Origin of the sequence: Demequina silvatica, from assembly GCF_000971215.1 — a bacterium.
Classification (GTDB): domain Bacteria; phylum Actinomycetota; class Actinomycetes; order Actinomycetales; family Demequinaceae; genus Demequina; species Demequina silvatica.
On record NZ_BBMA01000002.1, the window covers coordinates 78985 to 104748 of the forward strand.

The following is a 25764-nucleotide window of genomic DNA, read 5'->3' on the forward strand; positions in this document are numbered from 1 at the left end:
GGCATAGGGTGCCGTTTCGCTGCGTTGCACCCCCGGACCCCCGCACCATCCTCAGAAGGACCCCGCCATGCGCCTCGCCCTGTCCGTGCTCGACCTCGCCTTCATCCGTCCGGGCGGCAGCGCCGCCGAGAGCCTCGCGCACTCGGTCGAGCTGGCCCGGGCCGCGGAGCGCTCGGGCTACGGCCGCGTCTGGTACGCCGAGCACCACGGCATGGCGACCATCGCGTCCTCCGCGCCGGCGGTGGTGATCGCGCACGTCGCGGCGCACACCTCGACCATCCGGCTGGGCGCCGGCGGCGTCATGCTGCCGCACCACTCCCCGCTGGTGGTCGCCGAGCAGTTCGGCACGCTCGCCGAGCTTCACCCCGGGCGCATCGACCTGGGGCTGGGCCGCGCACCGGGCGGAGACCGCGCCGTGTTCGCGGCGCTGCGCCGCACCCCCGAGGCCTCGGACCGCTTCCCGCAGGACGTGGTCGAGCTGCAGGGCCTGCTCGCGGGCGAGGCCCGTCCCGACGGGGTGGTCGCGACCCCCGGCGCCGGCACCCACGTCCCGCTGTACGTGCTGGGATCCTCGCTGTTCGGCGCGCAGCTCGCCGCGCAGCTGGGCCTTCCCTACGCGTTCGCGTCGCACTTCGCGCCGCAGGCGCTCGAGGAGGCCGTCGCGCTGTACCGCGGCACCTACCGGCCGTCCGCGGCGCACCCGGAGCCGTACGTGATCGCGGGCGTCAACGTGGTCGCGGCCGAGGACGGGGACGATGCGCGGGCCCAGTTCACCGACGCCCGTCGCCAGCGCGTGCGAGCCATGATCAGCCGCGGCGCGGCCTCCGTGAGCTACTCCGACGAGGAGATCGACGCGTTCCTCACCACCCCTCAGGGCGCCGGCATCGCGGCGATGATGTCGAAGGTCGCGGTGGGCACGCCCGACGAGGTGCGCGCGGGCCTCGAGGCCTTCGCCGCCGAGGCGCGCGCGGACGAGCTCATCACCGTGCACCCGTCGCTCGACCCCGAGGCGCGGATCCGCTCCGTGGAGCTCGCGGGCGCGGGTGCGTAGCCGCTATGCGGCGCGCTCCGCGAGCGTCTTGATGCCCAGCCGCATCTCCTCCGGCGGCAGGTAGAACGGCAGCCGGAACCGGTCCGCGCCCGCGCCGGGCACCACGGAGAACGCGGCGCCGGCGACCACGGGCACGCCGGCGCGGTCGGCGCGCTCGGCGAACCGCTCGGCGGACACGCCGGGCATCCGCACCCACAGCGAGGGCCCGCCGGTGGGCACCACCACCTCCCAGTCGAGGCCGGCGTCCGCGATCGCGGCGAGCGTCGCGTCCAACGACTCGCGCAGGGTGTCGAGCCGCCACGCCCGCGTCTCCTCGAAGCGCTCGCGCAGCAGCCGCGCCCCGATCCGCTGGAACAGCGCGGGGCTGCCGAGGTCCATCGCGGCGCGCCGGTGGCGCAGGTGCGCCGCGAGCGTCGCGTTGGTGTGGAGCCAGCCGATGCGCAGGCCGCCCCAGAACACCTTGGACAGGCCGCCCACGGTCACCACGGAGGCGCGCGTGCCCAGCGCGGCGAGCGGGCGCGGCGTCTCGCCGGACAGCGCGAGGTCGGCGAGGGTGCGGTCGTCGATCACGGTGGTGCCGGCGGAGGCGGCCGCGTCGAGGAGGCGCACCGAGTCCGCGGCCGCGATCGCCGTGCCGGTGGGGTTGTTGAAGGTGGTGAGGTACGCGAGGTCGGGAGCGGCCGCGCGCAGCAGCTTGGCGGCGCCGTCGACGTCGAGGCCCGCGCCGGTCATGGGCAGCGCGAAGGGCCGCGAGCCCGCCGCCGCGATCGCGTCGAACACGCCGGGGTACGTCACGGCCTCGAGCGCGACCGGGGTCGCCGAGGTCGCGAGCGCCGTGACCGCGAGCCACAGCGCCTGCTGCGCTCCCGCGGTCACCACGATCTCGTCGGGCCGCGCGGGGATGCCCTGCGCGCGCAGATGATCGGTGATCGCGAGCGTGAGGTCGCGGTCGCCCAGCGCCGCGTAGCCGTTGCCCAGCGCCGCCCGCCCGTCGAGCAGCTCCTCGGGCCGCGCGAGGGCCTCCGACACCGCAGGCGCGGGCGGCGGCGAGGCGGTGTTGAGCGCCACCAGCGGCGGCTCCTGGCCCACCAGGATCCTCGAGAAGCGGTCCTGCGCCGTGAGCGCGGAGACACCGCGCGAGCGCATCCCGAGGCGGGGGGCGGCGCCCGGCGACGCCTCGAGCCAGCCCTGGTCGCGCAGCCGCTGGTAGGCCGCGGTCACGGTGTTGCGCGACAGGTGGAGCTGCGTCGCGAGCGCACGCTCGGACGGCATGCGCGCCCCGTGCTCGAGCGAGCCGGCCTCCGCGAGCGCCACGATCGCGTCCGCGAGCTGCTGGTAGAGCGGTCCGGTGCCCGACTTCCAGTGGTCGAGCACGCCGCTGAGCTGGTCGGCCGTGGTGCGCATGGGGCCATTGCACCCCGAGGTGGCACCCTCAGGCAAGTGCCAGTGGCACCCCGAGCGGCCCTTCCGACAGGGGGCCAGTCGTCGGAGGCTGGGGTCATGAGCCCCGTCGACCTCACCCCGGCCCTCACCAGCCCCCGCGCGCTCGCCGCCACTCGCGAGCGGATCGCGCTCGTCACCGAGGCCGCGCGAAGGGCGGGTTCGTACCTCGCCGGCGCCGCGCATCGTCCCGTCGCGCCCGGGCCCGAGGCGGTCGCCGCCCTCGACGTGTTCCGCCGGCCCCTGCAGGACGGCCGCATCGACCCGCGCGAGGTGCTCGCCGAGCTGGACGCCTTCGGCTCGCCCGCCACCGTCGCGCAGGCGCAGGGCCGGTTCTTCGGGTTCGTCAACGGCGGCGTCGACAACGCAGCCGCGGCCGCCGCGGTGCTGGCGGGCCAGTGGGACCAGAACCCCTCGCTCCCCGTCGGCTCGCCTGTCGCGTCCGTGCTGGACGAGGTTGCCGCCGGATGGGTGGTCGACCTGCTCGGGCTGCCGCGCACGGCGACCGCCACGTTCACGCCGGGTGCCACCCTCGCGAACCTCACCGGGATCCTGGTCGCGCGCGACGCCCTGCTCGCGCGCGCCGGCTGGGACGTCCACGAGCGCGGGCTCTTCGGCGCGCCCCCGGTGCGCGTCATCGCCGGCGAGGAGGCGCACGTGTCGATCCTCAAGGCCGCGCGCCTCGCCGGCCTCGGGGTTGGCCGGATCGAGACCGTCCCCACCGACGAGCGCGGCGCCGCGCGCGCCGACGCCCTCCCCACCGACATCGACGCCCTCACCCTGGTGATCCTCCAGGCGGGCAACGTCAACACCGGGGCGTCCGACCCGTTCGGGGCGATCATCCCGCGGGTGCACGATGCGGGGGGCTGGGTCCACGTGGACGGCGCGTTCGGCCTGTGGGCGGCGGCATCCCCCGAGCTGCGCCACCAGGTCGCGGGCGTCGAGCTCGCGGACTCGTGGGGCACGGACGCCCACAAGTGGCTCAACGTGCCCTACGACTCGGGCGTGGCGATCGTGCGCGAGCGTGCCGACCTCGAGCGGGCGACCGCGATGCAGGCGGCTTACGTCGCGAGCGAGGACGCGCGTCCGCTCATGCAGCTGGGCCTGCAGATGTCGCAGCGGGCGCGCGGGATCGAGACGTGGGCGATGCTCGCGGCCAACGGGCGCGACGGGGTCGCTGACCTGATCGAGCGCACGTGCGGCCACGCGCGGACGTTCGCGGGCATCCTCGCGGGCGCCGGCGTCGAGCTGTTCGCGCCGGTGGCGCTCAACCAGGTGCTGGTCGCGTTCGGTCGCGAGCCGGGAGCGCCCGGCGACGCCGCGATCACGGACGCGGTCATCGGCGCCGCCCAGCGCGAGGGCACCATGTGGGCGGGTGCGTCGACCTGGAAGGGCCGCCGCGCCATGCGGATCTCCGTGTCCGACCAGGCCACCACCAGGGACGACGTCGAGGTGAGCGCGGCCGCGCTGCTCGGCGCGTGGGAACGCGTGCGGGGCTGAGGTCCTCCCCGCCGCCTCCCCGACCGGGCCCGCTCGCGGGGCTACGCTGAGCCCATGAGCACCGCAGTCGACCGCGTCTACATCGCGCGCCTCGCGGGCACCCCGGTCTTCGATCCCATCGGCGACGAGGTCGGCCGCGTCCGGGACGTGGTCGTCGTCGTGCGCCGTACCGGCGGCACCCCGCCCACCGCCGTGGGCCTCGTGGTCGAGGTGCCGGGGCGCCGCCGCGTCTTCATGCCCCTCACCCGTGTCACCGCGATCAACCCCGGGCAGGTGATCTGCACCGGCGTGATCAACCTGCGCCGCTTCAAGGCGCGTCCGGGCGAGTCCCTCGCGCTCGCCGAGCTGTTCGAGCGGTCGGTCAAGCTCAAGGAGGACCGCAGCACGGCGTACGTGGAGGACATCGCGATCGAGCAGGACCGCACCAAGACGTGGCGGCTCACCAAGCTGTATGTCCGGCGCGCCGAGCGGCGCAAGGGCGTCCTCGGGTTCTCGCGTCGCGGCGAGGCCCTGGTGGTCGACGTCGACCAGGTGACCGGCCTGTCGACGCGCGACAAGAACCAGGGCGCGTCGATGATCATCGAGGCCTTCGAGGACCACAAGCCCGCGGACCTCGCGGCCGCCCTGATGGAGATGAGCCCGTCGCGCTCCGCGGAGATCGCCGCGGCGCTCGACGACGAGCGCCTCGCCGACGTGCTCGAGGAGATGCCCGAGGAGGACCAGATCGTCCTCCTGTCGACGCTTCAGTCCGAGCGCGCTGCCGACGTCCTCGAGGCGATGGACCCCGACGACGCCGCCGACCTCCTGGGCGACCTGCCCGCGGTGCAGGCGGCCGCCCTCCTCGAGCTCATGGAGCCGGAGGACGCGCGCAACGTCGAGCAGCTGCTCGGCTACGAGGACGACTCCGCGGGCGGCCTCATGACCACGGAGCCCGTCATCGTCGGCCCCGAGACCTCGGTGGCGACGTGCCTCGCGCTGGTGCGCAAGAACGAGCTGCCGCCGGCCCTCGCCTCGATGGTCTTCGTGGTGCGCCCGCCGCTCGAGACCCCGACGGGCCGCTACATCGGCCTCGTGCACATCCAGCGCCTGCTGCGCGAGCCCCCTCATGACTCGATCGGGAACTTCGTCGACCCCGCGATCGCGCCCCTGCATCCCGGCGACCACCTCTCCGTGGTGGCGCGCCGCATGGCCGCCTACGACATCCTCGCGCTGCCCGTGGTGAACGATGACCACCGCCTGGTGGGCGCGATCTCCATCGACGACGTCCTCGACCACCTGCTGCCCAGCGACTGGCGCGAGCACATGGACGAGGACGACACCGAGGAGCCCGCCGTGGAGGGGGTCGCCCGTGGCTGACCGTCTCGACCGCCCCAAGGGCGCCGACCGCGGCCTGTTCCGACGCCGTCCCTCGAACCCCGACCGCGCCGGCGTGGTGGTCGAGGGCATCGCCCGCTTCCTCGGCACCCCGCGCTTCCTGCTGTGGCTCACGCTGTTCTGCGCCGCGTGGCTCGGCTGGAACTCGTGGGGTCCCGAGCCCCTCCGCTTCGACGACGCGGCGCTGGGCTTCACCCTGCTCACCCTCATGCTCTCGCTCCAGGCGTCGTACGCCGCGCCGCTCATCCTGCTCGCGCAGAACCGCCAGGACGACCGCGACCGCGTCGCCGCCGAGCAGGACCGTCAGCAGGCCGCACGCTCCCTCGCGGACACCGAGTACCTGGCCCGCGAGGTCGCCGCCCTGCGTCAGGCGCTCGGCGAGACCGCGACGCGCGACTTCGTGCGCTCGGAGCTCCGCGCGCTGCTCGAGGAGCTGCGGGCCGAGGACGAGTCCGACGATCAGGACGACGACCACCGCAAGCCCACCCGTCGCGCCCGCTGAACCCACGCATCGTCCACCCGGGCCGCGGGAGGCGGCGGTCCCGGGACCGCCTACGATTGACCCCATGCCTACCGCAGAGCTCATCCGCGACGCCCTGGCGAAGGTGATCGACCCCGAGATCCGCCGCCCCATCACCGAGATCGGCATGGTCCGCTCGGTCGACCTCGAGGGGGACGTCGCCGTCGTCGGCATCGACCTCACCACGCAGGGCTGTCCCATGCGCGAGCGGATCACCACGGACGTGGACGCCGCCGCGCGCGGCGTCGAGGGCGTGAGCGACGTCCGCATCGAGCTGGGCGTGATGAGCGAGGAGCAGCGCCTCGAGCTGCGCTCCAAGCTCCGCGGCGGCAAGCCCGAGCCCGTCATCCAGTTCACCCAGCCGGGCAACATGACGCGCATCTACGCGATCGCGTCCGGCAAGGGCGGCGTGGGCAAGTCCACCGTCACCGCGAACCTCGCGGCCGCGATGGCGCAGGACGGGCTGAAGGTGGGCGTGCTCGACGCGGACATCTTCGGCTTCTCGATCCCCGGGATGCTGGGCGTGCAGGGCCAGCCGACCCGCCTCGACGACATGCTGCTGCCGCCCATCGCGCACGAGGTCAAGGCCGTCTCGATCGGCATGTTCGTGCCCGAGGGCCAGCCCGTGGTGTGGCGCGGCCCCATGCTGCACCGCGCGATCGAGCAGTTCCTCGCCGACGTGTTCTGGGGCGACCTGGACGTGCTGCTGCTCGACCTGCCGCCCGGGACCGGCGACATCGCGATCTCCGTCGCGCAGCTGCTCCCCCACGCCGAGATCCTGGTGGTCACCACCCCGCAGTCCGCCGCGGCGGGCGTCGCGGAGCGGGCCGGCGCCATCGCGACGCAGACCTCGCAGTCCGTGGTCGGCGTGGTCGAGAACATGGCGTGGCTCGAGCAGGCCGACGGCACGCGGCTCGAGGTGTTCGGGTCCGGCGGCGGTCAGACCGTGGCCGGGCGCCTGTCCTCCGTGCTGGGCACCGACGTGCCGCTGCTGGGCCAGATCCCGCTCGACATCACCGCGCGCGAGGCCGGCGACAACGGCACGCCCGTGGTGGTCTCCGACCCGACCTCGCCCGCGGCGGAGGCGCTGCGTGCGGTCGCGCGCCGGCTCACGTCGCGCCAGCGCGGCCTCGCGGGCCGGTCGCTGGGCGTGACGCCCGTCAAGCGCTAGCTGACACGTCGGTTCGGGACGCTCAGTCCTCCGTTCGCGCGTCCGAGCGCTTGTTCGGGACGCTCAGTCCTCGCATCGCGCAGAAGCCTCCAAGCGACCCAGTGCCTCCAGGCGTCTGGGGGACTGAGTGTCCCGAAACGCGGCTCCGCACGGAATATCGAGGACTGGTTGTCCCGAACCACCCAGGGGGCCCAGGGGCTCAGCCGCGGTCGCGGTCGCGCGGGCCCCAGCCGACGATCACCGCGGCCACCAGCCCCGCGAGCACCCCGCCGGTCGACACGGCGGGCGTCGCGAGCGCGGCGAGCAGCGCGTCGTCGAAGCCGATCCCGCTGAACCCCAGCTGCGCCATCATGCCGCGGCCGGCGCCGCGCCCCGACCCGAGGCCGTTGAGGGTCCCGGTCACGCCCATGAGGTGGACGCCGATCACTGTCGCGAGGAACGCCGCACCCTGGCCCGCCCACCCGCGGTCGACGGCCAGGTAGCGCACGGTGAAGCCCACCGCGGCGGTCACCAGCAGGCCCAGCAGTGCGCTCGCGTAGAGGTTGGGCTCGCCGGGGACCAGGATCGCAAGCAGCAGCGCGACCACCACGGCCACGCCGAGCCCCGCGGCGAGCGCGCCCACGCGGTTGCGGCGGACCCGCTCCAGCACCGAGGGCGGCTCCTGCCGCGGCGCCTCCGGCGGGAGGGACGATGCGCCGGCGGGCTCCTCCGGTCCCGTCGGCTCGGGTGCGGACTCGCGGGCCATGGCTCCTCCTCGGCTGTCCCTTGCATTCTGGCACGCGCGGCGCGGCGGGCGGCACGCGCGGCGCGGCTGCTCCCCCGGCGCATGGCCCGGCACACCGGCACGCGCGCTGGCACAATGGCGGCGTGACCGCGTCCCCGGACGACGAGGCGCCTCGCTGGCTCGAGCCCTGGAGCCTGGACGAGGGTGCGGACCGCGCCCGCGCGCTGTTCGGGGAGCACTTCGGGGGCGAGCCGGACGCGATCGTGTCCGCGCCGGGGCGGCTCACCATCGTGGGCGACCACACCGACTACAGCGAGGGGCTCACCCTCGCGACGGTGACCGCGGCCCGCACGTTCGTCGCGGTGCGCCGCCGCGAGGATCAGGCGCTGCGGGTGGTGACCGCGCAGGGCGACGCGGTCCGCGGCCCGGGCGCGCGATGGGAGGGTGCGCTCGACGCGCTCTCGCCCGGCGACGACGGCTGGCCGTCGCGCGTCGCCGGCGTCATCTGGGCGCTCGAGGAGCGCGGCTACCCGGTGACCGGGCTGGACCTCGCGATCGACTCGTGCCTCCCGCCGAGCGCCGGCCTGGGCTCCTCTGCCGCGCTCACCGCCTCCGTCGCGCACGCATGCGAGGCGGCGTGGGGGCTCGCGCTCGACACGGAGGCGGGCGCGATCGAGCTCGCGGAGGCGTGCTGGGAGGCGGAGAACTCGTACGTGGGCTTCCCGTGCGGACGCCTCGACACCCACACGGTGCTCCGCTGCCAGGACGGGGAGGCCGTGCTGCTCGACTTCGCGGAGGTGCCGCCCGCGCTCACCCATTACCCCTTGTACTTCCCCGACTACGGGCTACGGCTGCTGCTCGTCGACACGGGCGCCCGCGACCCCGGCTGGCGCGAGGCGTACTCGCGTCGCAGCAGGGACGCGTCGCTCGCCGCCGCCACGCTCGGAGTGCCGTCGCTGCGCGCCCTCGCCGACGAGCCCGGCGCGCTCGCGCGGGTGCGGGACATCGCGGACCCGACGGTGCACCGGCGCGCGCGGCACATCGTCACCGAGGACCAGCGCGTGCGGGAGACGGTGGCGGAGCTCGCCGGGCTCGGCCCCGCGCACGACCGCTTCACCGAGATCGGCGCCCTCATGCTCACGTCGCACCGGTCGCTGCGCTCGGACTTCGGGGCCTCGACGCCCGAGCTCGACATCGCGGTGGAGGCCGCGATGGAGGCGGGCGCCTTGGGCGCGCGACTGGCGGGCGCGGGGTTCGGCGGCTGCGCGGTCGCGCTGGTCCGCACGACGCAGCTCGACCAGGTCGCGCGCGCCGTCGACGCCGTGTTCGACACGTACGCCATCCCCCGCCCGCGCTACCTGCTGGTCTGACGTGCCGCGCATCGTCCCCGGTAGGAGGGACGATGCGCGGGTCGCCTACAGCGCGTAGTCCACCACGAGCGGCGCGTGGTCGGTCCAGCGGGAGTCCCAGGACGCCTGGCGGTCGACGCGCACCGCGGTCGCCTTGGCCGCGAGGGCCGGCGAGGCGTGCTGGTAGTCGATGCGCCAGCCCGCGTCGTTGTCGAAGGCCTGGCCGCGCATGGACCACCACGTGTACGGACCGGGCTTGGGACCCTCGAGCGTGCGGTGGACGTCCACCCACCCCGCCTCGATCCAGCGGTCCAGGTAGGCGCGCTCCTCTGGGAGGAAGCCGGCGGACTTGAGGTTGCCCTTCCAGTTCTTGATGTCGTTCTCGGTGTGGGCGATGTTGATGTCGCCCATCACCACCACGTGCTCGTAGGCGGCGCGCAGGGCCGCCATGCGGGCGGTCGCGGCGTCGAGCAGCGCGTACTTGTCATCCATCGAGGGCGTGCCTGCGGTGCCGGAGTGGTGGTAGACGGAGACCACGCGGACGGGGCCGGAGGGCGACTCGACGGTGCCCTCGATCCAGCGGCCCGTGTGCACCGGCTCGCCGGTGACGCCGCCGAGCGCGTCGACGCCCGCCACCACGTCCGTGAGCGGGGTGCGCGAGGCGATCGCGACGCCGGCGCGGCCCTTGATCTCGCATGGCTGCTCGACCACGTGCCAGCCCTCGCCCAGCAGCGGGGCGGTGATGTCGAGGGGCGCGCGAACCTCCTGGAGGCAGACCACGTCGGGGGTCGCGGTGGCGAGCCAGCCGCCCATGCCCTTCTTGGCGGCGGCGCGCACGCCGTTGACGTTGACGGAAGCGATTCTCATGGCGACGACGCTACCCGGTCCCGCCGACAGCGCGGGTGCCGACCCGTATGCAGGACCAACCTACGATGGGTCCCGCATACGGGTCGGCGCAGCTCGCATGTCGAATAGTTCGACCGGCAGTCCTGCATGCAGGATCGGCCGCGGGCGCGGTCACCCGGATTCGACGCGACGGTCAGCCCAGCGCGCGCTCCGCGGACTCGACCACGTTGGCCAGCAGCATCGCGCGGGTCATGGGACCCACGCCGCCGGGGTTGGGCGAGTACCAGGACGCCTTCTCGCGGGCCTCCGGCGAGATGTCTCCGGCCACCCGGGACTTGCCGGTCTCGGGGTCGGTGACGCGCGAGACGCCCACATCCACCAGCACGGCGCCGTCCTTGACCATGTCGCCGGTGACGATCCCGGGCACGCCGGCCGCGGCGATCACCACGTCCGCCTTGCGGGTGTGGAAGGCGAGGTCGGCGGTGCCGGTGTGGCACAGCGTCACGGTCGCGTTGACGTCCTTGCGGGTGAGCAGCAGCCCGATCGAGCGGCCCACGGTGGTGCCGCGGCCCACGACCACGACCTCCTTGCCCTTGAGCGAGATCCCGTGCCGCACCAGCAGCTCGATGATGCCCTTGGGCGTGCACGGCAGGCTGGACTCGACGTCCTCGGAGATGCGCAGCACCAGGCGGCCCAGGTTGGTCGGGTGGAGGCCGTCCGCGTCCTTGTCCGGGTCGACGAGCTCGAGCACGCGGTTGGTGTCGATGCCCGCCGGCAACGGCAGCTGGACGATGAAGCCCGTGCACGCGGGGTCGGAGTTGAGGCGCGCGACCGCGGCCTCGATGTCCTCCTGCGTCGCGGTCTCGGGCAGGTCCTCACGGATGGAGGCGATGCCCACCTCGGCGCAGTCGGCGTGCTTGCCGGCCACGTACCAGGTGGAACCCGGGTCCGAGCCGACCAGCAGGGTGCCGAGTCCCGGCGTCACGCCGCGCGCCGCCAGGGAGGCGACGCGCGACGCGAGCTCGGACTTGATGGCGGCCGCGGTGGCCTTGCCGTCGAGCTTCTGGGGCGCCATTACTGGGCGAGGCCCTCGTACAGCGGGAAGTCCGCCGCGAGCTTCGCGACGCGGGCGCGAAGGGCGGGGATGTCGGCGCCGCCCTTGAGCGCGGTGGCGATGACGTCGGCGACCTCGGTGAACTCCTCGGCGCCGAAACCGCGCGAGGCGAGCGCCGCGGTGCCGATGCGCACGCCCGAGGTGACCATCGGCGGGCGGGGGTCGAACGGGACGGCGTTGCGGTTGACCGTGATGCCGACCTCGTGGAGGAGGTCCTCGGCCTGCTGGCCGTCGAGCGGAGAGTTGCGCAGGTCCGCGAGCACCAGGTGCACGTCGGTGCCGCCGGTGACCACGTTGACGCCCGCGGCGATCGCGTCGGGGGCGGTGAGGCGGTCCGCGATGATCTTCGCGCCCTCGAGGACTCGCTCCATGCGCTCCTTGAACTCGGCCTCGCCGGCCGCCTTGAGCGCGACGGCCTTGGCTGCGATCACGTGCATGAGCGGGCCGCCCTGCTGGCCGGGGAACACCGCGGAGTTGAGCTTCTTCGCGAGCACGGTGTCGCGCGACACGATGAGGCCCGAGCGGGGGCCGCCGAGGGTCTTGTGGATGGTGCTCGACACGACGTCGGAGTGCGGCACGGGGCTCGGGTGCAGGCCCGCGGCGACCAGGCCGGCGAAGTGCGCCATGTCGGTCCACAGCTTGGCGCCCACCTCGTCCGCGATCGAGCGGAACGCGGCGAAGTCGAGGTGGCGGGGGTAGGCCGACCAGCCGGCGATGATGACGTCGGGACGCTCGGCGAGGGCCTGCTCGCGCACCTTGTCCATCTCGACGCGGTGGGTCTGCTCGTCGAGGCCGTACGCCGCGACGTTGTACAGGCGGCCCGAGAAGTTGAGCTTCATGCCGTGCGTGAGGTGACCGCCGTGGGCGAGCGAGAGGCCCATGATCTTGTCGCCGGCGTTGATGAGGGCGTGCAGCACCGCGGCGTTGGCGGTGGCGCCCGAGTGGGGCTGGACGTTCGCGTACTCGGCGCCGAACAGCGCCTTCGCGCGCTCGATCGCGATCGACTCGGCGACGTCGACCTCCTCGCAGCCGCCGTAGTAGCGGCGGCCCGGGTAACCCTCGGCGTACTTGTTCGTGAGCACCGAGCCCTGGGCCTGCAGCACGGAGCGCGGCACGAAGTTCTCGGACGCGATCATCTCGAGGTAGTCGCGCTGGCGGCCGAGCTCGCGGTCGAGCACCTGGGCGATCTCGGGGTCGAAGTCCTGCAGCGTGGCGTTCATCACCGCTGCGGTGGCGCTGGAGTCTGTCGTCATGACTGTCCTTGTCTGTCCGCCGGCGGGGTCGCCGGCACCTTGCTTCCGGTGACCAGTGGCCCAGGCGTGCGACCAGCAGTCGAGAGATCTCCTTGCCGCTCCCCGTGGGTGAGCCCACTGCGCCAGTTGCGGCGCGGTCAGTCTAGCAACGCGGGACGATGCGCCGCCCGGGTTCGTGCGAAGGGTGACCCCCGCATCGTCCCGGCTAGTTCTCCCCGCGGACCACCTCGTCCTCGTCGTCCTCGTCGTCGACGATCGCGCCGGCCTCGAGGACCTTGCGCAGGTAGGCGTAGGTCAGGTCGCCGGCCACCTGGTCGAACTGGTGCTCGTAGCCGGCCTTGTTGTACATCGAGATGTTGTGCTTGGAGTTCTGGCCGGTGAAGACCCAGACCTCCTTGGTGTCCTCGGGCAGGTGGCCCAGGACCGCGAACAGGAGCTGCGTGCCGATGCCCTGGCCCTGCTGGTCGGGCGCGACCGCGAGGCGGCCGATGGTCGCCTTGCCGCCCTCGATGCCCACGCGGATGGACCCGATGAGACGGTGACCCGCCCAGGCGCCGAGCGTGACGACGTCCTCCGACTGGAGGTCCACGATCAGCTCCTCGAGCGTCTGCGTGAGCGCCGGGATGTTGGGATCGTTGAAGATCTGCGCCTCCGACACGAACGCCGCCCGGCGCAGCGTCAGCAGCTCGCCCGCGTCCGCGGTGGTCACCACGTCGATCCTGATCTGGTCGCCCTCGCTCATGGCTCCATCCTGGCATGACGTCCCCACGCGAGGCGCACGACGCGACGCACGGCGGTGCCGATCCGTCAGGAGTTCGCGACGAACCGGTGGATCCAGGGCGACGTGCCCGCCGCGAGCCTGCTCCGGATGGTCTCGGCGCCGGTGAGGACAGCCGTCGCACCGGTGGACGAGGTCGCCCTCACCCGCGTGACCGCCGCGTCCGACCCGCCGGCGGTGCGCGCGGTGATCGCGATCGACACCACGTCGGGCAGCCCGAAGGCCGCGCTCGCCTGCGCCTGCGTCAGGGTCTGCGACCAGGCGCGCCAGGGGTTCGAGATGGTGGTCTTCAGCGACCACGGATCGTCGACCGCACGCAGGTAGGGCACCTCCGCCGACCAGATGTCCTCGCTGTTCTCGGTCTGGCCTCCGGACGACGAGAAGTAGACCGTCTGCGCGATCGCGCCCTGATGGCGGACCACGCGGCCGCTGGAGCCGCTGCGCGTGCCGTCGACCGCGGCCACCCAGCGCTTGCCGTAGTACGCGTCCGTGCCCTCGCTCTCCTTGCGCCAGCCGGTGAAGTTCTGGGAGCGGGTGTCGTCGTAGAGGTGGCAGTCGCAGCCCGCCTTGATCCCGGCATCGTAGGCGCGCAGCGCGTAGCCGCGCGCCACGATGGCCTGGGCCCGGAGCGCGGACGTGTGCCACGACGAGGGCATCTCGGCGATGCCGTACAGGTACTCGGAGTTGAGCCTCAGCTGGTTGACCACGGTGAGGCGCTGCGGGGAGCCGGCCGCCGGCACCGAGATCACGAGGCGGCCGTGACGGTAGGTGCCGTGCGTAGCCGAGGCCGTCCTGCCCGCCTTGCGGAGGGAGACGGTCGTCGCGGCGGCGAAGCCGGATCGGTAGTAGCGGGTGCCCGCCCAGTCGAACCTCACCCGGCCGGTCGCGACGGCGCTCCTGCCGCCGTTGCGCGTGACCTTGACGGTGGTGCCCGAGCGGGTCACATGGAGGACCTCGCCGGCGGTGCCCGTCCACGTGGTGTGCGCGGTGGCGCCCGACCCGTTGACGAACCTCAGGCGCCAGGGGCCGGTCGCCACCAGGTCGACGGATCCGCGGGCGTCCGTTCCCGAGCCGAAGATCCCGACCCGGAGATCCTTGCCTGCGTCGACCCAGGCGACGTTGGTGCCCTTGTAGTACGTGCGGAGGATCGTGACGGCGCCGCGGCCGGCGACAGCCATCGCCTGCGCGCCGTACTGCGGCATGCCCACGCCGTGCCCGTAGCCCGCGCCCTTCACGGTGAAGGTGGCCGGGACGTCGGGCGACGCGCTCGCGGCGGCGGGCGTGGCGCTCGCGGCGGCGGGCGCGGCGGCGGGCGCGGCGCCGGCGGGGCTCGCCGCGAGGGCGAGCACCAGCGAGGCGAGCGCCGCGACCTTCACCGCGGCACCGCGACGGAGGACCCGGAGGGCCGTGGATGACTGCATGCTGAGGGCCTCCCGCGGCCGTGACCGGAACATAGGGGGCGGCGACGCCCGGTGAGGGGTGCGGCGCCCGCCGCCACCGTATGTCCCCGGCGCGCGGTTGTCCACGCCGTCGCGCCGCGCGACGGCGAGCGCGGGCCCCGGCGGCACGCGGCGTCGTTCCCGCTAATCTTGGGCGTCATGACCGACGCATCGTCCTGGGTCCTCAGCCTGTCCTGCCCCGACCGGCCCGGCATCGTGCACGCCGTCTCCGGCGTGCTCGCGGACCACGACGGCAACATCACGGAGTCGCAGCAGTTCGGCGACCCGGACACGGGGCTGTTCTTCATGCGCGTCGAGTTCTCCTCGGCCGCGCCGCTCGCGGAGCTCGAGGCCGCGGTGGAGGCCCTCGCGGGGCGCTTCTCGATGACGTGGAACCTCGACGTCGCGGGCCGCCGGATGCGCACCATCGTCATGGTGTCGAAGGCCGCGCACTGCGTGAACGACCTGCTGTTCCGCGAGCGCGCCAAGACGCTGCCCGTCGACATCGTCGCCGTGGTGGGCAACCACCCGACCCTGAAGCCGCTGGCCGAGTTCTACGGCAAGCCCTTCGTGCACGTGCCGGTGACCCCTGACACCAAGGCGGACGCGGAGGCGGCGCTGCTCGCGCTGGTCGAGGAGATGGACGCGGAGCTGGTGGTGCTCGCGCGGTACATGCAGATCCTCTCCCCCGAGCTCTCGGACGCGCTGCGCGGGCGGATCATCAACATCCATCACTCGTTCCTGCCGTCCTTCAAGGGCGCGCGGCCGTACTTCCAGGCGCACGACCGCGGCGTCAAGCTCATCGGCGCCACCGCGCACTACGTGACCTCCGACCTCGACGAGGGCCCGATCATCGAGCAGGACGTCGAGCGCGTGGACCACACGTTCACGCCCGAGTCGCTCACGGCGATCGGCGCGGACGTCGAACGGCGCGCGCTGGCGCGGGCGGTCCGCTGGCATGCGGAGCACCGGGTGCTGCTCGATGGCCACCGCACCATCGTCTTCAAGTAGCCCCGGCCCGCGCGGGTTCGCTGCGCACGGTTTCAGCACCGACACCCCGAGGATCAGGGCCGATGCGCGGGTCGCGCCCCGCGTGTCGCCCGCCGGACCGTGCTGAGCGAACCTGAGCGAACCTAGGAGAGCCCCAGCACGCGCTCCGGCACCGTGCTCGCCGCCGCGACGGCGTCCTCGCGCGGCACGCCCGCCTCGACGCACACCTCGACGGCGCGGTCCAGGGTGAGCGTCGAGCCCGCCAGCGTGTCCGTGCCCGCGAGCACGGCACGCCCGTCCACGGTCACGTCGACGTCCAGGCCTCCGAGGACGTAGCGGCCGGGGGACGATGCGGCGGCCGCCATCGCGTCCGTCACCAGGACCACGCGGCCCGGGGCGGCACGGAAGAGCATCGCGAGGTTCGCCGGGTGGACGTGGATGCCGTCGGCGATGACCTCGATGAAGACGCGCGGATCGTCGAGCGCGGCGCCGAGCGGTCCCGGCTCGCGACCCACGATTCCGCGCATCGCGTTGAAGCCATGGGTGATGAGGGTGGCGCCGCGGTCGAACGCCGCGCGCGCCTGGTCCGCGGTGCACTCGGTGTGGCCCACCGCGACCACGACCCCGTGATCCACCAGGAGCGCGATCGCGTCGAGCGCGCCCGGCATCTCGGGGGCCATGGTGATCTGGCGCAGCGTCCCGTCGCACGCCTCGAGCAGCGCGCGCACCAGGTCGGGCGTGGGGGCGACGAGCGCCGACGGGTCGTGCGCGCCCTTCCTGGCCGGCGCGAGGAAGGGCCCCTCGAGGTGGATCCCGAGAATGCCCGGCTCGAGCGCCATCGCCTCGCGCACCACGGCGGCCTGCTCGGCCACCACGGACACCGGCGCGGACACGAGCGACAGCACCGCCCGCGACGTCCCGTGCGCCCGGTGCGCGGCGAACGCCTCGAGCGTCCCCTCGACCGAGGCGCCGTACGCGTGCCCGCCGCCGCCGTGCCCGTGAAGGTCCAGGTAGGACATCAGATGCCCTGCCACTCCGGCTTGTGGTCCTGGGCCCACCGGTAGTAGTCGGCGAACCGCAGCTGCGACGCCGCGCCCGGGTCCACCACCACGGTGACCCGCGGGTGGAGCTGGATCGCGGAGCCCGGCATCGACGCGGACACGGGGCCCTCGACGGCGGCGGCCAGCGCCTCCGCCTTGGACTCGCCGAACGCGAGCAGCACCAGGTGCCGGGCGCGCAGGATGGTGCCCAGGCCCTGGGTCACGCAGTGGATGGGCACCTCGTCGAGAGAGGAGAAGAACCGGGCGTTGTCCTGACGCGTGCGCTCGGTGAGCGTCTTCACGCGCGTGACCGACCCGAAGCTCGACCCCGGCTCGTTGAACCCCAGGTGGCCGGTGCGCCCGATCCCGAGCAGCTGGAGGTCCACTCCCCCGTGCAGCTCGAGCGCGGCCTCGTAGCGCTCGCCCGCGGTCTCGATGCCGTCGGCGGAGCCGTCAGGCACGTGCACCCGCGCGCGGTCGAGCCCGAGCGGCTCCGTCACCTCGCGGTCCACCACGGCCCGGTAGCTCTCGGGGTGGCCGGCGGGCAGGCCCACGTACTCGTCGAGCGCGAACGCGGACATGCGGGTGAAGTCCGTGCCCGCGGCGGCCTCGGCGCGAAGCGCCTCGTAGACCGGCAGCGGCGTGGAACCCGTCGCGACGCCGAGCGTGAACGCGGGGTCCTTGCGGACGGCGGCGGCGATGTGCGCCGCGACGAACGCGCCCGCCTCGGCGGGCGTCTCCAGGACGATGACCTCAGCCACGTCCACCTCCTAGCATCGCGGCGCCCACGGCGGCCACGGGGATGTCGATCTCGAGCAGGCGCATGCGCTGCGCCAGGTCCAGGGACGCGAGGAACGGGCTGGTCGCGGCCCATGCGTCCAGGATGCGGGTCGCGCCCGCGATCAGGTCATCGCCCCACGCGGTCATGCCGCCGCCGATGACGACCTCGTCGACGTCGAGCGTGAGCACCAGCACGCGCACGCAGGACGCGAGCCCGTAGTACGCGCGCTCGCAGATCTCGCGTGCGCGCGCGTCCCCGGCCGCCGCTGCCTCGACCACGTCGCGTCCCGTCGCGCCGTCGGCGCCCCACTGGAGCGTGAGGCCCGACCCGGAGGCGTAGGTCTCGAGCCCGCCGGGGAGCCCGTCCGCGCCGATCGGCCCGGCCGGGTCCACGGAGATGTGGCCGATCTCGCCGGCCGCGCCGCGCGCGCCCCGCCACACCGTGCCGCCGAGCACCAGCCCCGCCGCGAGCCCGGTCCCGAGGTTGAGATACGCCATGGACCGGTCCGCGCCGTCCCCGGCGAGCGCCCAGGCGCCGAGCGCCCCGACGTTCACGTCGTTGTCCACCACGGGCCGCGCGCCCCAGCCGGCGGCGAACGCCCCCGCGAGGTCGAGCACGTCGACGCCCAGGTTGACCGCGTGGGAGACCACGCCGTCGACCACGGTGCCGGGCGTGCCGATCCCGACGGTCACGTCCGCGGGCGTGACGCCGGCGTCCGCGCACGCGGCCCGCGACGCCTCGAGCGCCGCGGCGACCACGGCCTCGCCGCCCCAGCCGGACGGCAGCCGCCGCCGCGCGAGCACGGTGCCCGCCGCGTCGACCACCACGGCATCGGTCTTGGTTCCACCGATGTCGATCCCCAGATGCATGTCAGTGTCCGATCAGCTCGAGCAGCGCCGCGCCTACCAGGCGGGACGCCCCGTACGTCGCGACGTCGGCGGCGGTGTCCCCCGGCCAGCCCATGTCTACCACCACGGCGTCGCCGCGCTCGCGCACCGCGTCGATCGCGGCGAGCGCCCACGGGTGGCGGTGGTTGTCCTTGCCCACGATCACCGCGAGCGCACCCGCGGGCACGGCGTCCGCGAGGCTCGCGGGGTCGCCGTCCGGCCCCAGCGTCGCCGCGGGCGCGACGCCCGACGCGAACGGTCCCCACGGCGCGGGCCCGACGGCCATGTTGGCGGCCGGCTCGAGCCGCAGCCACGCGCGCGGCCGGTCCTCGGCGAGCAGGGCGAGCGCCGCATCGTCCACCGCGAAGGTGGCGCGTACGGCCGCGGCGTCCACGATCTGAGGGGCGGGGGACGATGCGGCGGTCCGGCGGGCGGCATGGCTCGCCCCGAGCGCGGCGCACCGGGCGGCGGCCTCGGTCACGCGGGAGGCGTCGAGGCTGCCGTCGGCGACGGCGGCCGCGATGGCCGCGGCGACCTCGCCGATCTCCTCGTCGGGGTTGACGGAGCCCAGGCACAGCAGGTCGGCGCCGGCGGCGAGCGCGAGGACGGCGGCGGCGGGGATGCCGCGGCCGCCGCTCGCGCCCTGCATGTCGAGCGCGTCGGTGACGATCACGCCGTCGAAGCCGAGCTCGCCGCGCAGCAGGTTCTCGAGGATGGGCCGCGAGAAGGTCGCGGGCAGCTCGGGGTCCAGCGCGGGGAGCATGATGTGCGACGTCATCACGGTGGCGCTGCCTGCCTCGATCGCCGCCACGAAGGGCGGCAGGTCGCGCTCGCGCAGCGTCGCGGCGTCCGCGGTGACGGTCGGCAGCGAGTGGTGCGAGTCCTGGGCGGTGTCGCCGTGGCCCGGGAAGTGCTTCGCGCACGCAGAGACGCCGCGCGACTGGACGCCGGCGACCCACGCCGCCGAGTGGCGGGACACGAGCGCAGGGTCGGTGCCGAAGCTGCGGATCCCGATCACGGGGTTGCGCGGGTCGGCGTTGACGTCGACATCCGGCGCGAGCGTGAGGTCCACGCCCGCCTCGGCCAGCTCCGCGCCCACCCGGGCCGCGACGGCCTCGGTGACCGCCGCATCGTCCATGCGACCCAGGACCGCGTTGCCGGGGAACGGCGAGCCGACGGCCTGGTAGAGGCGGGAGACGTCGCCGCCCTCCTCGTCGATCGAGACGATCGCGTGGGGGTTGGCGGCGTGGATCGCGTCCGTGAGGGCGCGCAGCTGGGCGGGCGACTCGACGTTCGCGGCGAACAGGCACACGCCGCCGAGGCCGTCGCGCAGGCGCGCCTCGAGCCAGCCGGGAAGCGTGTAGCCGACGAAGCCGGGCATGAGCACGGCGAGCGGGTTGACGGTGGCGCTCATCCCTTGACCGCGCCGCCCACGAGACCCTGCGTCATGCGCTGCTGCACGATGAGGAAGAAGACGATGACCGGCACAGCGACCAGCGTCGAGCCGGCCATGACCTGACCCCACTCGAGCATGCCGAGGCTCGACGGCTGGGCGAAGTTGCGCAGCCACAGCGGGAGGGTCTCCTGCTGCTCGGAGGTGAGGATGATCGAGGCGAGGGCGAACTCGTTCCACACCTGGAGGAACGCGAACACGCCGGACGCGACCAGGCCGGGGGCCAGCAGCGGGAACGTGACGCGCATGAAGGCGCCGAACCGCGAGCAGCCGTCGATCATGGCCGCCTCCTCGAGGTCCGCGGGGACGCCGGCGACGAACCCGCGCAGCATCCACATGGTGAACGGCACCACCATCGCGACGTAGATGATCGAGACGCCGGCGAGGGTGTTGAGCAGGCCCAGGCCGGAGATCATCTGGTACTGCGCGATGAACATGGCCTCGGCCGGGAGCATCTGGACCAGGATGATCGCGAGCACCAGGGCCTTGCGGCCGCGGAAGCGGAAGCGGGAGATGGCGAGCGCGCCCAGGAACGCGAACACGATGCAGATCACGAGCGCGACGCCGGTGACGCCGAGCGACATGAGCAGCGCGTCGGTGAAGCCCGTCGAGCCCTGGAGCACGTTCTTGTAGTTCGCGAGCGTGCCGCCGAACGGCACCCAGGTCGGGGTGAGCGCCGTGATGGTGGTGACGGACAGGAACGAGGAGTTCACCATCCAGTACACGGGGAATGCCCACGCGACGGCGAGGACCAGGGCCACGCCGGCGCCGATGTGGCGCATCGGGGAGCGCCGCGGCTTGCGCCGGGCGGGGAGCGAGGTGGTGGTCACTGTGCGTCCTCCTTGAGGAGCTCGCGCACGTAGAACCAGCTGAGCGCGATGGTGAAGAGCATGACGAGCATCGCGGCCGCGGCGGCGACGCCGAAGTGGCCCTGACCGATGCCGAGGCCGTAGATGTACGTGCCGAGCAGGTCGTACTGGGTGCCGGCCGCGCCGAATCCCTGGAGAAGCTCGATCTGGGCGTACACGCGCAGGTCCCAGATCATCTGGAGCAGGAGCAGGATCACGAGGATGGGGCGCAGGATCGGCAGGGTGATGCGGCGCAGCATCTGGAAGCCGCCGGCGCCGTCGAGCTGGGCGGCCTCGACCACGTCGTCCGAGACCTGGGTGAGGCCGGCGTACACGGAGAGCGCCACGAAGGGCACCGATGCCCACGTGATGATCACCGAGGCGACAGCGAAGAAGCTGAGGGGGCTCTCGAGCCAGTCGTGGCCGATCATGTCGACGCCGGGGAGCAGGCTGAGCAGGTAGTTGAGCACGCCGTTGCGGTCGTCGATCAGCCAGTTCCACACGGTCATCTGGGCGACGATTGGCATGGCCCAGGCGAGCAGCATCGCCACCTGGAGGGTGATGCGGGCCCAGCCGGCGATGTGCTTCATCAGCAGGGCGAGCCCGATGCCGAGGACCATGGTGGCGCCCGCGGTCACGGCCATGAAGACCACGGACTTCGCGAGGACGCCCCAGAACTCGGAGCCGGTGAGGAGCTCGATGTAGTTGTCGAGGCCCACGAACTCGGGGGCCTGGCCGAACTGCTGCGCGAGACCGTACTCGCGGAACGAGTTCCACACCTGCCAGATGAGCGGGTAGCCCATGCCGGCGAGGAGGGCGATGATCGCCGGGGTGGCGAGGATGTAGGGCAGCGGGGACCGGCGGCGCTTGGGGCGCGAGGCGGGCGCAGCTGGGGCCTCGAGCGTGCCCGGTGCCGGCGCGGTGGTGGTCATGGGTGTACCTCTCGGTGGTGCTTCGACAAGTCCCTGGGACAGCATGGGCCCGGGTGCCACGGGGACACCCGGGCCCATGCGCGAGCGGCAGGGGGCTGCCGCTCCAGGGGGTGGATCAGCCGTTGATGAGATCGTTGAGCTTCGCGTCGTACTCGACGGCGAGCGACTCGATGTCGCCGCCCTGAGCCACGGCAGCGAAGTACTGCTCCATCAGCTTGGCCTCCTCGATCGCGGCCCAGCCCGGCGCGGCCGGCGTGAGCTTGGCCGACGAGGCGGCCTCGAGGGCGAGGTCACCCATCGCGGCGACCTCGGTGTAGGTGTCGGCGTAGTCGAGGTTCGCGGGGCCGAGGCCGTTCTCCGCGAGCATCGTCTGGTACTCCTCCGAGAAGATGATGCGCATGAGGGTCTTGGAGCCCTCGACGTTCTCGGTCGCGGCGGAGATGCCGATGTTGGAGCCGCCCGCGAACACGGGGGCGGTGCCGCCGTCGACGCCCGGCAGGACGTACGCGCCGAACTTCTTGTCGTTCCAGGTCGCGACCTGCTCGCCCTCGTCGTTCTCGGCGAGGTCGCCGAGCGACCAGTACGCCCAGTTCGGGGCCATGGTGGTGGCGGCGGGGGTGCCCTGGAGGAAGTCGTCGTTGATCGCCTGGTAGGCGGTCGAGTCGTCGTCCGTGACCTTCGCGACCGAGGCGGTCTCGAAGAGCTCCTGCCACTGCCTCATGCCCTCGACCGACTCGGGCGTGGCGAGCGCGGAGGTCCAGGTCTCGCCGTCGAACGTGGCGATCTCGCCGCCGTTGGCGAAGATCCAGGAGATGCCGTCGCGCCAGTCCTGGCCGGGCACGTACATGCCGGCGATGCCCTGGTCCTTGAGCGAGGCGTTGACCTCGGTCACCTCGGCGAGCGTGGTCGGCACCTCGACGCCGCCCTGCTCGTACAGGTCCTTGCGGAACCAGGTGAGGCGCGAGCCGAAGTAGTACGGCAGCGCGTACTTGGTGTCGCCCACGGAGCCGGCCTCGACGAAGCCCTGGAGCAGCGAGTCGCCGCCCAGCTCCTCGTACATGTCGGAGATGTCGAGGAACGCGCCGACCGTGGTGAACGTCGCGGACTGCGTGTTGCCGACCTCGGTGACGTCCGGGGTGTTGGCGGAGTCCGGGAGGGCGGTGGTGAGGGACGCGATCGCGTCGCCCCAGCCGATCTGCTCGACGGTGAGCGCGCCGCCGTTCTCCTCGGTGTAGGTGGTCTTGAGGTAGTCGATGAGGGCCTCAGGGGTGTCGGTACCCATGAGCCACAGCGTGATGTCCTCCGCGCCGCCGGCGGTGGCGGCGGACTCGGAGGCGGCGGCGGTGGGCTCGGTCTCGCCGGGTGACGAGCAGCCCGCCAGTGCGATGGCGCCGGCGGCCGCGAACGCGGTCACCCCCAGCATCGTCTTCTTCATTCCAGTTCCTTTTCTTGGTGGGTTCCGTGGCGGGTGGTGCCACGGGGGGACGAGGGTCAGAAGACCCCCAGCTGGCCGGTGAGGACCATGACCGCGGCCCCGAGCACGACGATGTCGCGCCCGAGCGTGGTCATCCGTACCGCGGGACCGCCGTGAGAGTCGGCCATCGTGCGGGAACGGATCGTCTCGGCGGCGGAGTCGAGCAGCGTGCCGTCGAGAAGATCGAGGGGGCCGGACAGGACGACCTCCCCAAGGTTGAGGGCGCCCACCACGGGCGAGATGGAGATGCCCAGGCGCTCGCCCGCGGCCGCGAGGACCGCCTCGCGGGCGGTGGCGTCGGAGGCGGCCTCGGCGCGGGCCTGCAGGCGCGGGATCGCGAGCCAGGTCTCGAGGCAGCCGGTCTTGCCGCAGGCGCAGACCTCGCCGCCGTCGGTGCCGACCACCACGTGACCGATCTCGCCGGCGGCCGAGTGCGCGCCGCGCACCAGGCGGCCGCCGATCACGAGGCCGGAACCGACACCGCGGCCGATGCGGATCAGCAGCGTGTCGTCCTCCGCGCCGCCGAAGGTGCGCTCGGCGAGCGCGGCGGCGTTCGCGTCATTCGCCACGAGGACGGGCAGGCCCGTGCGCTCGGCTAGCGTGTCCTGGAGCGGGACGTCCGCCCAGCCGAGGTTGGGAGCGGAGAGCACCGTGCCTGCGTCGTCCACGATGCCGGGGCTGCCGACGCCGACGCCCAGGATCGGGGCGTCCGCACGGGCGACGAGGCGTGCGAGGAGCTCGGCGACGGCATCGACCGCCGCGGTCCCCGTGACGCCGGTGACGTCGAGCTGCTCGCGGTGGAGCACCGTGCCGTCGAGGTCGGTGACCACACCGCGGAACAGGTTGAGGTAGGACAGGTCGAGCGCGACGATGGCGAAGCCCGCGCGGTTGATGTCGAGCAGCGTGGCCGGCTTGCCGGGGCGGGCGTCGGCGCGGATGCCGAGCTCGATCACCAGGTCGTCGGCGATGAGGTCCGCGACCAGGTCCGAGATGGTGACGCGGGTGAGGCCCACGGCGCGGGCGAGGTCGGCGCGCGACAGGCCCTCGGAGCGGTACAGCTCCTGCAGCACGAGCACGCGGTTGTGGCTGCGCGCACGCTCCGGCGTGACGCGTGCGCCGGCGCGCACCACCGAGGCGAATCGGCGCTGTCGCGGCGCGACTCGCTCCGCTGCGAGTCCGGCTCCCTGTCGGGTCCCCTGCTGGGTCATGTTCGTTAGTAAAGGTTACTAACAATCAAATGGCAAGGGGGTGGGGGTGAATTTCTCGAGATCGTTACCCGTCCGTGATGTGGACGTTCACACGGCGCGGGGGTGGAGCCGGCTCCCCCGCCGCGGTCCGACCAGCGAGTTGATCGGATCGTGCAGATCCAGGGCGACATCTCTGCACGATCCGATCAGCGGGACGTGATGACCGCCGTCGAGCCGGCACCGGCGCGCTCCAGTGACACTCTGGTGCGCGCAAACGAGGGCTGTGCGGACTCCAACGTGTCACCGGGGCGCAACGGACAGTCATGTGTCACCAGGGCACGCCGACGGAGACGTCAGCGAGTACAGAGATCCCCTCGCCACGCGCTGCAGCGCCGGCCCGAGCCACCTGATCGGATAGCGCAGATCCACGTCGACTTCTCTGCACGATCCGATCAACGGAACGCGCCCACCCCCGCCACAACGCGAGAGCCCCCGGGCGCCGCAGCACCCGGGGGCCTCGCAGCCGGCGAACCGGCACAGATCAACAGATCAACAGCTCAACAGCTCAACCGATCACCAGCCAAGCGGCTCAGATCAGCCCGAGCTCCTTCACCGCGTCGCGCTCCTCCACGAGCTCGTCGACGGACACGCCCAGCCCGGCCACGGCCGCCTCGGACATGGACAGCCCCTGCACGATCTCCCACTCGCCGCCCTTCGACGTCGCCGGGAAGCCGGAGATGATGCCCTCGGGCACGCCGTAGGACCCGTCGGAGACCATGCCCACGGACGTCCACGCCCCTTCAGGCGTCCCCAGCGCCCAGTCGCGCACGTGGTCGATCGCCGCGTTCGCCGCGGACGCCGCCGAGGAGGCACCGCGCGCGTCGATGATCGCCGCGCCGCGCTTGGCGACGGTCGGGATGAAGGTGTCGGTGACCCACGCGTCGTCCGCCACCACGGCAGGCGCCGGACGCCCCGCGATGGTCGCGTGCGCGATGTCCGGGTACTGCTTCGCGGAGTGGTTGCCCCAGATGGTGACGTTCGAGACCTCGGACACGCCGACCCCGGCGCGCGACGCGAGCTGCGCCAGCGCACGGTTGTGGTCCAGGCGCATCATCGCGGTGAAGCGCGACGCGGGGACGTCGGGCGCGTGCGAGGCCGCGATCAGCGCGTTCGTGTTGGCGGGGTTGCCCACCACCAGGACGCGCACGTCGGACGCCGCGCCCTTGTTGATCGCCGCGCCCTGGGGTCCGAAGATCCCGCCGTTCGCGGCGAGCAGGTCGCCGCGCTCCATGCCCGGCCCGCGCGGGCGCGCGCCCACCAGCAGCGCCACGTTGACGCCGTCGAACGCCGCCTCGGCGGAGTCGTAGATGTCCACGCCGGCCAGCAGCGGGAACGCGCAGTCGTCGAGCTCCATCGCGGTGCCCTCGGCCGCCTTCACGGCCTGGGGGATCTCGAGGAGGTTCAGCTTGACCGGGGTGTCCGGCCCGAGCATCGCGCCGGACGCGATGCGGAACAGGAGGGCGTAGCCGATCTGGCCGGCCGCTCCGGTGACGGTGACGGTGACAGGGGTGGTGCTCACGTCGTCGTGACTCCTTGGTTGAGGACGGGGTGGG

General features: G+C 73.2%; 23 protein-coding genes and 1 riboswitch. Of the genes, 7 read left to right on the forward strand and 16 right to left on the reverse strand.

Going from position 1 to position 25764, the window contains the following annotated elements; genetic code table 11:
• Positions 1 to 67 precede the first annotated feature (67 nt).
• Positions 68 to 1051, forward strand: a complete 984-nt coding sequence (locus AOM05_RS00350) for an LLM class flavin-dependent oxidoreductase (RefSeq protein WP_062518646.1) — start codon at positions 68 to 70, stop codon at positions 1049 to 1051.
• A gap of 3 nt (positions 1052 to 1054) precedes the next feature.
• On the opposite strand, the gene AOM05_RS14060 is transcribed toward AOM05_RS00350, so the two are convergent.
• Positions 1055 to 2455 (reverse strand): aminotransferase-like domain-containing protein, encoded by a 1401-nt coding sequence (locus AOM05_RS14060; protein WP_062518647.1) that lies wholly within the window; start codon positions 2453 to 2455, stop codon positions 1055 to 1057.
• A 96-nt stretch (positions 2456 to 2551) separates the two neighbouring features.
• Between AOM05_RS14060 and AOM05_RS00360 the strand changes: the two genes are divergently transcribed.
• The 4 genes from AOM05_RS00360 (at position 2552) to AOM05_RS00375 (ending at position 7056) form a co-directional block, all read left to right on the forward strand.
• The gene (locus AOM05_RS00360; RefSeq protein ID WP_062518648.1) at positions 2552 to 3991 is read left to right on the forward strand and encodes a pyridoxal phosphate-dependent decarboxylase family protein; all 1440 of its coding nucleotides are present in this window, start codon (positions 2552 to 2554) and stop codon (positions 3989 to 3991) included.
• Between the two features lie 54 nt (positions 3992 to 4045).
• A complete protein-coding gene (locus tag AOM05_RS00365; RefSeq protein ID WP_062518649.1) occupies positions 4046 to 5347 on the forward strand; it encodes a magnesium transporter MgtE N-terminal domain-containing protein in 1302 nt (433 codons plus the stop codon).
• Positions 5340 to 5867, forward strand: a complete 528-nt coding sequence (locus AOM05_RS00370) for a DUF1003 domain-containing protein (RefSeq protein WP_062518650.1) — start codon at positions 5340 to 5342, stop codon at positions 5865 to 5867. The genes AOM05_RS00365 and AOM05_RS00370 overlap by 8 nt, the downstream gene beginning before the upstream one ends.
• Positions 5868 to 5931: 64 nt before the next feature.
• Entirely contained in the window at positions 5932 to 7056 is a 1125-nt protein-coding gene (locus AOM05_RS00375; protein WP_062518651.1) for an Mrp/NBP35 family ATP-binding protein, read from the forward strand.
• A gap of 199 nt (positions 7057 to 7255) precedes the next feature.
• Here AOM05_RS00375 and AOM05_RS00380 read toward each other — a convergent pair whose 3' ends face one another.
• Positions 7256 to 7801, reverse strand: a complete 546-nt coding sequence (locus AOM05_RS00380; RefSeq protein WP_062518652.1) for a hypothetical protein — start codon at positions 7799 to 7801, stop codon at positions 7256 to 7258.
• Between the two features lie 122 nt (positions 7802 to 7923).
• Between AOM05_RS00380 and AOM05_RS00385 the strand changes: the two genes are divergently transcribed.
• Positions 7924 to 9150 (forward strand): galactokinase, encoded by a 1227-nt coding sequence (locus AOM05_RS00385; RefSeq protein ID WP_062518653.1) that lies wholly within the window; start codon positions 7924 to 7926, stop codon positions 9148 to 9150.
• Positions 9151 to 9195: 45 nt separating this feature from the next.
• Here AOM05_RS00385 and AOM05_RS00390 read toward each other — a convergent pair whose 3' ends face one another.
• The 5 genes from AOM05_RS00390 to AOM05_RS00410 all read right to left on the reverse strand — a co-directional run bounded on the left by AOM05_RS00390 (position 9196) and on the right by AOM05_RS00410 (position 14541).
• Positions 9196 to 9996, reverse strand: a complete 801-nt coding sequence (locus tag AOM05_RS00390; protein ID WP_062518654.1) for an exodeoxyribonuclease III — start codon at positions 9994 to 9996, stop codon at positions 9196 to 9198.
• Positions 9997 to 10168: 172 nt separating this feature from the next.
• Positions 10169 to 11050, reverse strand: coding sequence for a bifunctional methylenetetrahydrofolate dehydrogenase/methenyltetrahydrofolate cyclohydrolase (locus tag AOM05_RS00395; protein WP_062518655.1), 882 nt, complete (start codon positions 11048 to 11050; stop codon positions 10169 to 10171).
• Complete coding sequence (glyA, locus tag AOM05_RS00400) at positions 11050 to 12342, reverse strand: serine hydroxymethyltransferase (RefSeq protein WP_062518656.1); 1293 nt, start codon at positions 12340 to 12342, stop codon at positions 11050 to 11052. Before glyA ends, AOM05_RS00395 begins: the two co-directional genes overlap by 1 nt.
• A 51-nt stretch (positions 12343 to 12393) precedes the next feature.
• Positions 12394 to 12482, reverse strand: a riboswitch (ZMP/ZTP riboswitch).
• Positions 12483 to 12547: 65 nt separating this feature from the next.
• Positions 12548 to 13084, reverse strand: a complete 537-nt coding sequence (locus tag AOM05_RS00405) for a GNAT family N-acetyltransferase (protein WP_062518657.1) — start codon at positions 13082 to 13084, stop codon at positions 12548 to 12550.
• A 65-nt stretch (positions 13085 to 13149) separates the two neighbouring features.
• Entirely contained in the window at positions 13150 to 14541 is a 1392-nt protein-coding gene (locus AOM05_RS00410) for a SpoIID/LytB domain-containing protein (protein WP_062518658.1), read from the reverse strand.
• A gap of 177 nt (positions 14542 to 14718) precedes the next feature.
• Here AOM05_RS00410 and purU point away from each other — a divergent pair, with 177 nt between their 5' ends.
• Positions 14719 to 15570 carry a formyltetrahydrofolate deformylase gene (gene purU / locus AOM05_RS00415; protein WP_062518659.1) on the forward strand — a complete coding sequence of 284 codons (852 nt, stop codon included), beginning with the start codon at positions 14719 to 14721 and terminating at the stop codon, positions 15568 to 15570.
• Positions 15571 to 15692: 122 nt separating this feature from the next.
• On the opposite strand, the gene AOM05_RS00420 is transcribed toward purU, so the two are convergent.
• From AOM05_RS00420 to AOM05_RS00460, 9 genes are all read right to left on the reverse strand, one after another.
• The gene (locus tag AOM05_RS00420; protein WP_062518660.1) at positions 15693 to 16568 is read right to left on the reverse strand and encodes an N-acetylglucosamine-6-phosphate deacetylase; all 876 of its coding nucleotides are present in this window, start codon (positions 16566 to 16568) and stop codon (positions 15693 to 15695) included.
• Positions 16568 to 17350 carry a glucosamine-6-phosphate deaminase gene (locus AOM05_RS00425; RefSeq protein WP_062518661.1) on the reverse strand — a complete coding sequence of 261 codons (783 nt, stop codon included), beginning with the start codon at positions 17348 to 17350 and terminating at the stop codon, positions 16568 to 16570. The genes AOM05_RS00420 and AOM05_RS00425 overlap by 1 nt, the downstream gene beginning before the upstream one ends.
• Positions 17343 to 18239: an ROK family protein gene (locus tag AOM05_RS00430; protein ID WP_062518662.1), complete on the reverse strand. Its 897-nt coding sequence runs from the start codon at positions 18237 to 18239 to the stop codon at positions 17343 to 17345. Before AOM05_RS00430 ends, AOM05_RS00425 begins: the two co-directional genes overlap by 8 nt.
• 1 nt (position 18240) lies before the next feature.
• The gene (locus AOM05_RS00435; protein WP_062518663.1) at positions 18241 to 19671 is read right to left on the reverse strand and encodes a glycoside hydrolase family 3 protein; all 1431 of its coding nucleotides are present in this window, start codon (positions 19669 to 19671) and stop codon (positions 18241 to 18243) included.
• Positions 19668 to 20492, reverse strand: a complete 825-nt coding sequence (locus AOM05_RS00440) for a carbohydrate ABC transporter permease (RefSeq protein ID WP_062519579.1) — start codon at positions 20490 to 20492, stop codon at positions 19668 to 19670. The genes AOM05_RS00435 and AOM05_RS00440 overlap by 4 nt, the downstream gene beginning before the upstream one ends.
• Positions 20493 to 20536: 44 nt before the next feature.
• Entirely contained in the window at positions 20537 to 21490 is a 954-nt protein-coding gene (locus tag AOM05_RS00445; protein ID WP_062518664.1) for a carbohydrate ABC transporter permease, read from the reverse strand.
• A gap of 115 nt (positions 21491 to 21605) precedes the next feature.
• Entirely contained in the window at positions 21606 to 22925 is a 1320-nt protein-coding gene (locus tag AOM05_RS00450) for an extracellular solute-binding protein (protein WP_062518665.1), read from the reverse strand.
• A 56-nt stretch (positions 22926 to 22981) separates the two neighbouring features.
• The gene (locus tag AOM05_RS00455) at positions 22982 to 24172 is read right to left on the reverse strand and encodes an ROK family transcriptional regulator (RefSeq protein ID WP_082097147.1); all 1191 of its coding nucleotides are present in this window, start codon (positions 24170 to 24172) and stop codon (positions 22982 to 22984) included.
• A 568-nt stretch (positions 24173 to 24740) separates the two neighbouring features.
• The gene (locus AOM05_RS00460; RefSeq protein ID WP_062518667.1) at positions 24741 to 25730 is read right to left on the reverse strand and encodes a malate dehydrogenase; all 990 of its coding nucleotides are present in this window, start codon (positions 25728 to 25730) and stop codon (positions 24741 to 24743) included.
• Between the last annotated feature and the right edge of the window lie 34 nt (positions 25731 to 25764).

Bases quoted from the DNA above. Each gene is read 5' to 3' on its own strand.
- AOM05_RS00375 (WP_062518651.1), top strand. From the start codon at position 5,932: ATGCCTACCGCAGAGCTCATCCGCGACGCCCTGGCGAAGGTGATCGAC.
- AOM05_RS14060 (WP_062518647.1), bottom strand. From the start codon at position 2,455: ATGCGCACCACGGCCGACCAGCTCAGCGGCGTGCTCGACCACTGGAAG.
- AOM05_RS00430 (WP_062518662.1), bottom strand. From the start codon at position 18,239: ATGCATCTGGGGATCGACATCGGTGGAACCAAGACCGATGCCGTGGTG.
- AOM05_RS00420 (WP_062518660.1), bottom strand. From the start codon at position 16,568: ATGTCCTACCTGGACCTTCACGGGCACGGCGGCGGCGGGCACGCGTAC.
- AOM05_RS00380 (WP_062518652.1), bottom strand. From the start codon at position 7,801: ATGGCCCGCGAGTCCGCACCCGAGCCGACGGGACCGGAGGAGCCCGCC.
- AOM05_RS00440 (WP_062519579.1), bottom strand. From the start codon at position 20,492: ATGCGCCACATCGGCGCCGGCGTGGCCCTGGTCCTCGCCGTCGCGTGG.
- AOM05_RS00395 (WP_062518655.1), bottom strand. From the start codon at position 11,050: ATGGCGCCCCAGAAGCTCGACGGCAAGGCCACCGCGGCCGCCATCAAG.
- purU (WP_062518659.1), top strand. From the start codon at position 14,719: ATGACCGACGCATCGTCCTGGGTCCTCAGCCTGTCCTGCCCCGACCGG.
- AOM05_RS00360 (WP_062518648.1), top strand. From the start codon at position 2,552: ATGAGCCCCGTCGACCTCACCCCGGCCCTCACCAGCCCCCGCGCGCTC.
- AOM05_RS00410 (WP_062518658.1), bottom strand. From the start codon at position 14,541: ATGCAGTCATCCACGGCCCTCCGGGTCCTCCGTCGCGGTGCCGCGGTG.
- AOM05_RS00390 (WP_062518654.1), bottom strand. From the start codon at position 9,996: ATGAGAATCGCTTCCGTCAACGTCAACGGCGTGCGCGCCGCCGCCAAG.
- AOM05_RS00350 (WP_062518646.1), top strand. From the start codon at position 68: ATGCGCCTCGCCCTGTCCGTGCTCGACCTCGCCTTCATCCGTCCGGGC.
- AOM05_RS00405 (WP_062518657.1), bottom strand. From the start codon at position 13,084: ATGAGCGAGGGCGACCAGATCAGGATCGACGTGGTGACCACCGCGGAC.
- glyA (WP_062518656.1), bottom strand. From the start codon at position 12,342: ATGACGACAGACTCCAGCGCCACCGCAGCGGTGATGAACGCCACGCTG.
- AOM05_RS00365 (WP_062518649.1), top strand. From the start codon at position 4,046: ATGAGCACCGCAGTCGACCGCGTCTACATCGCGCGCCTCGCGGGCACC.
- AOM05_RS00450 (WP_062518665.1), bottom strand. From the start codon at position 22,925: ATGAAGAAGACGATGCTGGGGGTGACCGCGTTCGCGGCCGCCGGCGCC.
- AOM05_RS00455 (WP_082097147.1), bottom strand. From the start codon at position 24,172: ATGACCCAGCAGGGGACCCGACAGGGAGCCGGACTCGCAGCGGAGCGA.
- AOM05_RS00445 (WP_062518664.1), bottom strand. From the start codon at position 21,490: ATGACCACCACCGCGCCGGCACCGGGCACGCTCGAGGCCCCAGCTGCG.
- AOM05_RS00435 (WP_062518663.1), bottom strand. From the start codon at position 19,671: ATGAGCGCCACCGTCAACCCGCTCGCCGTGCTCATGCCCGGCTTCGTC.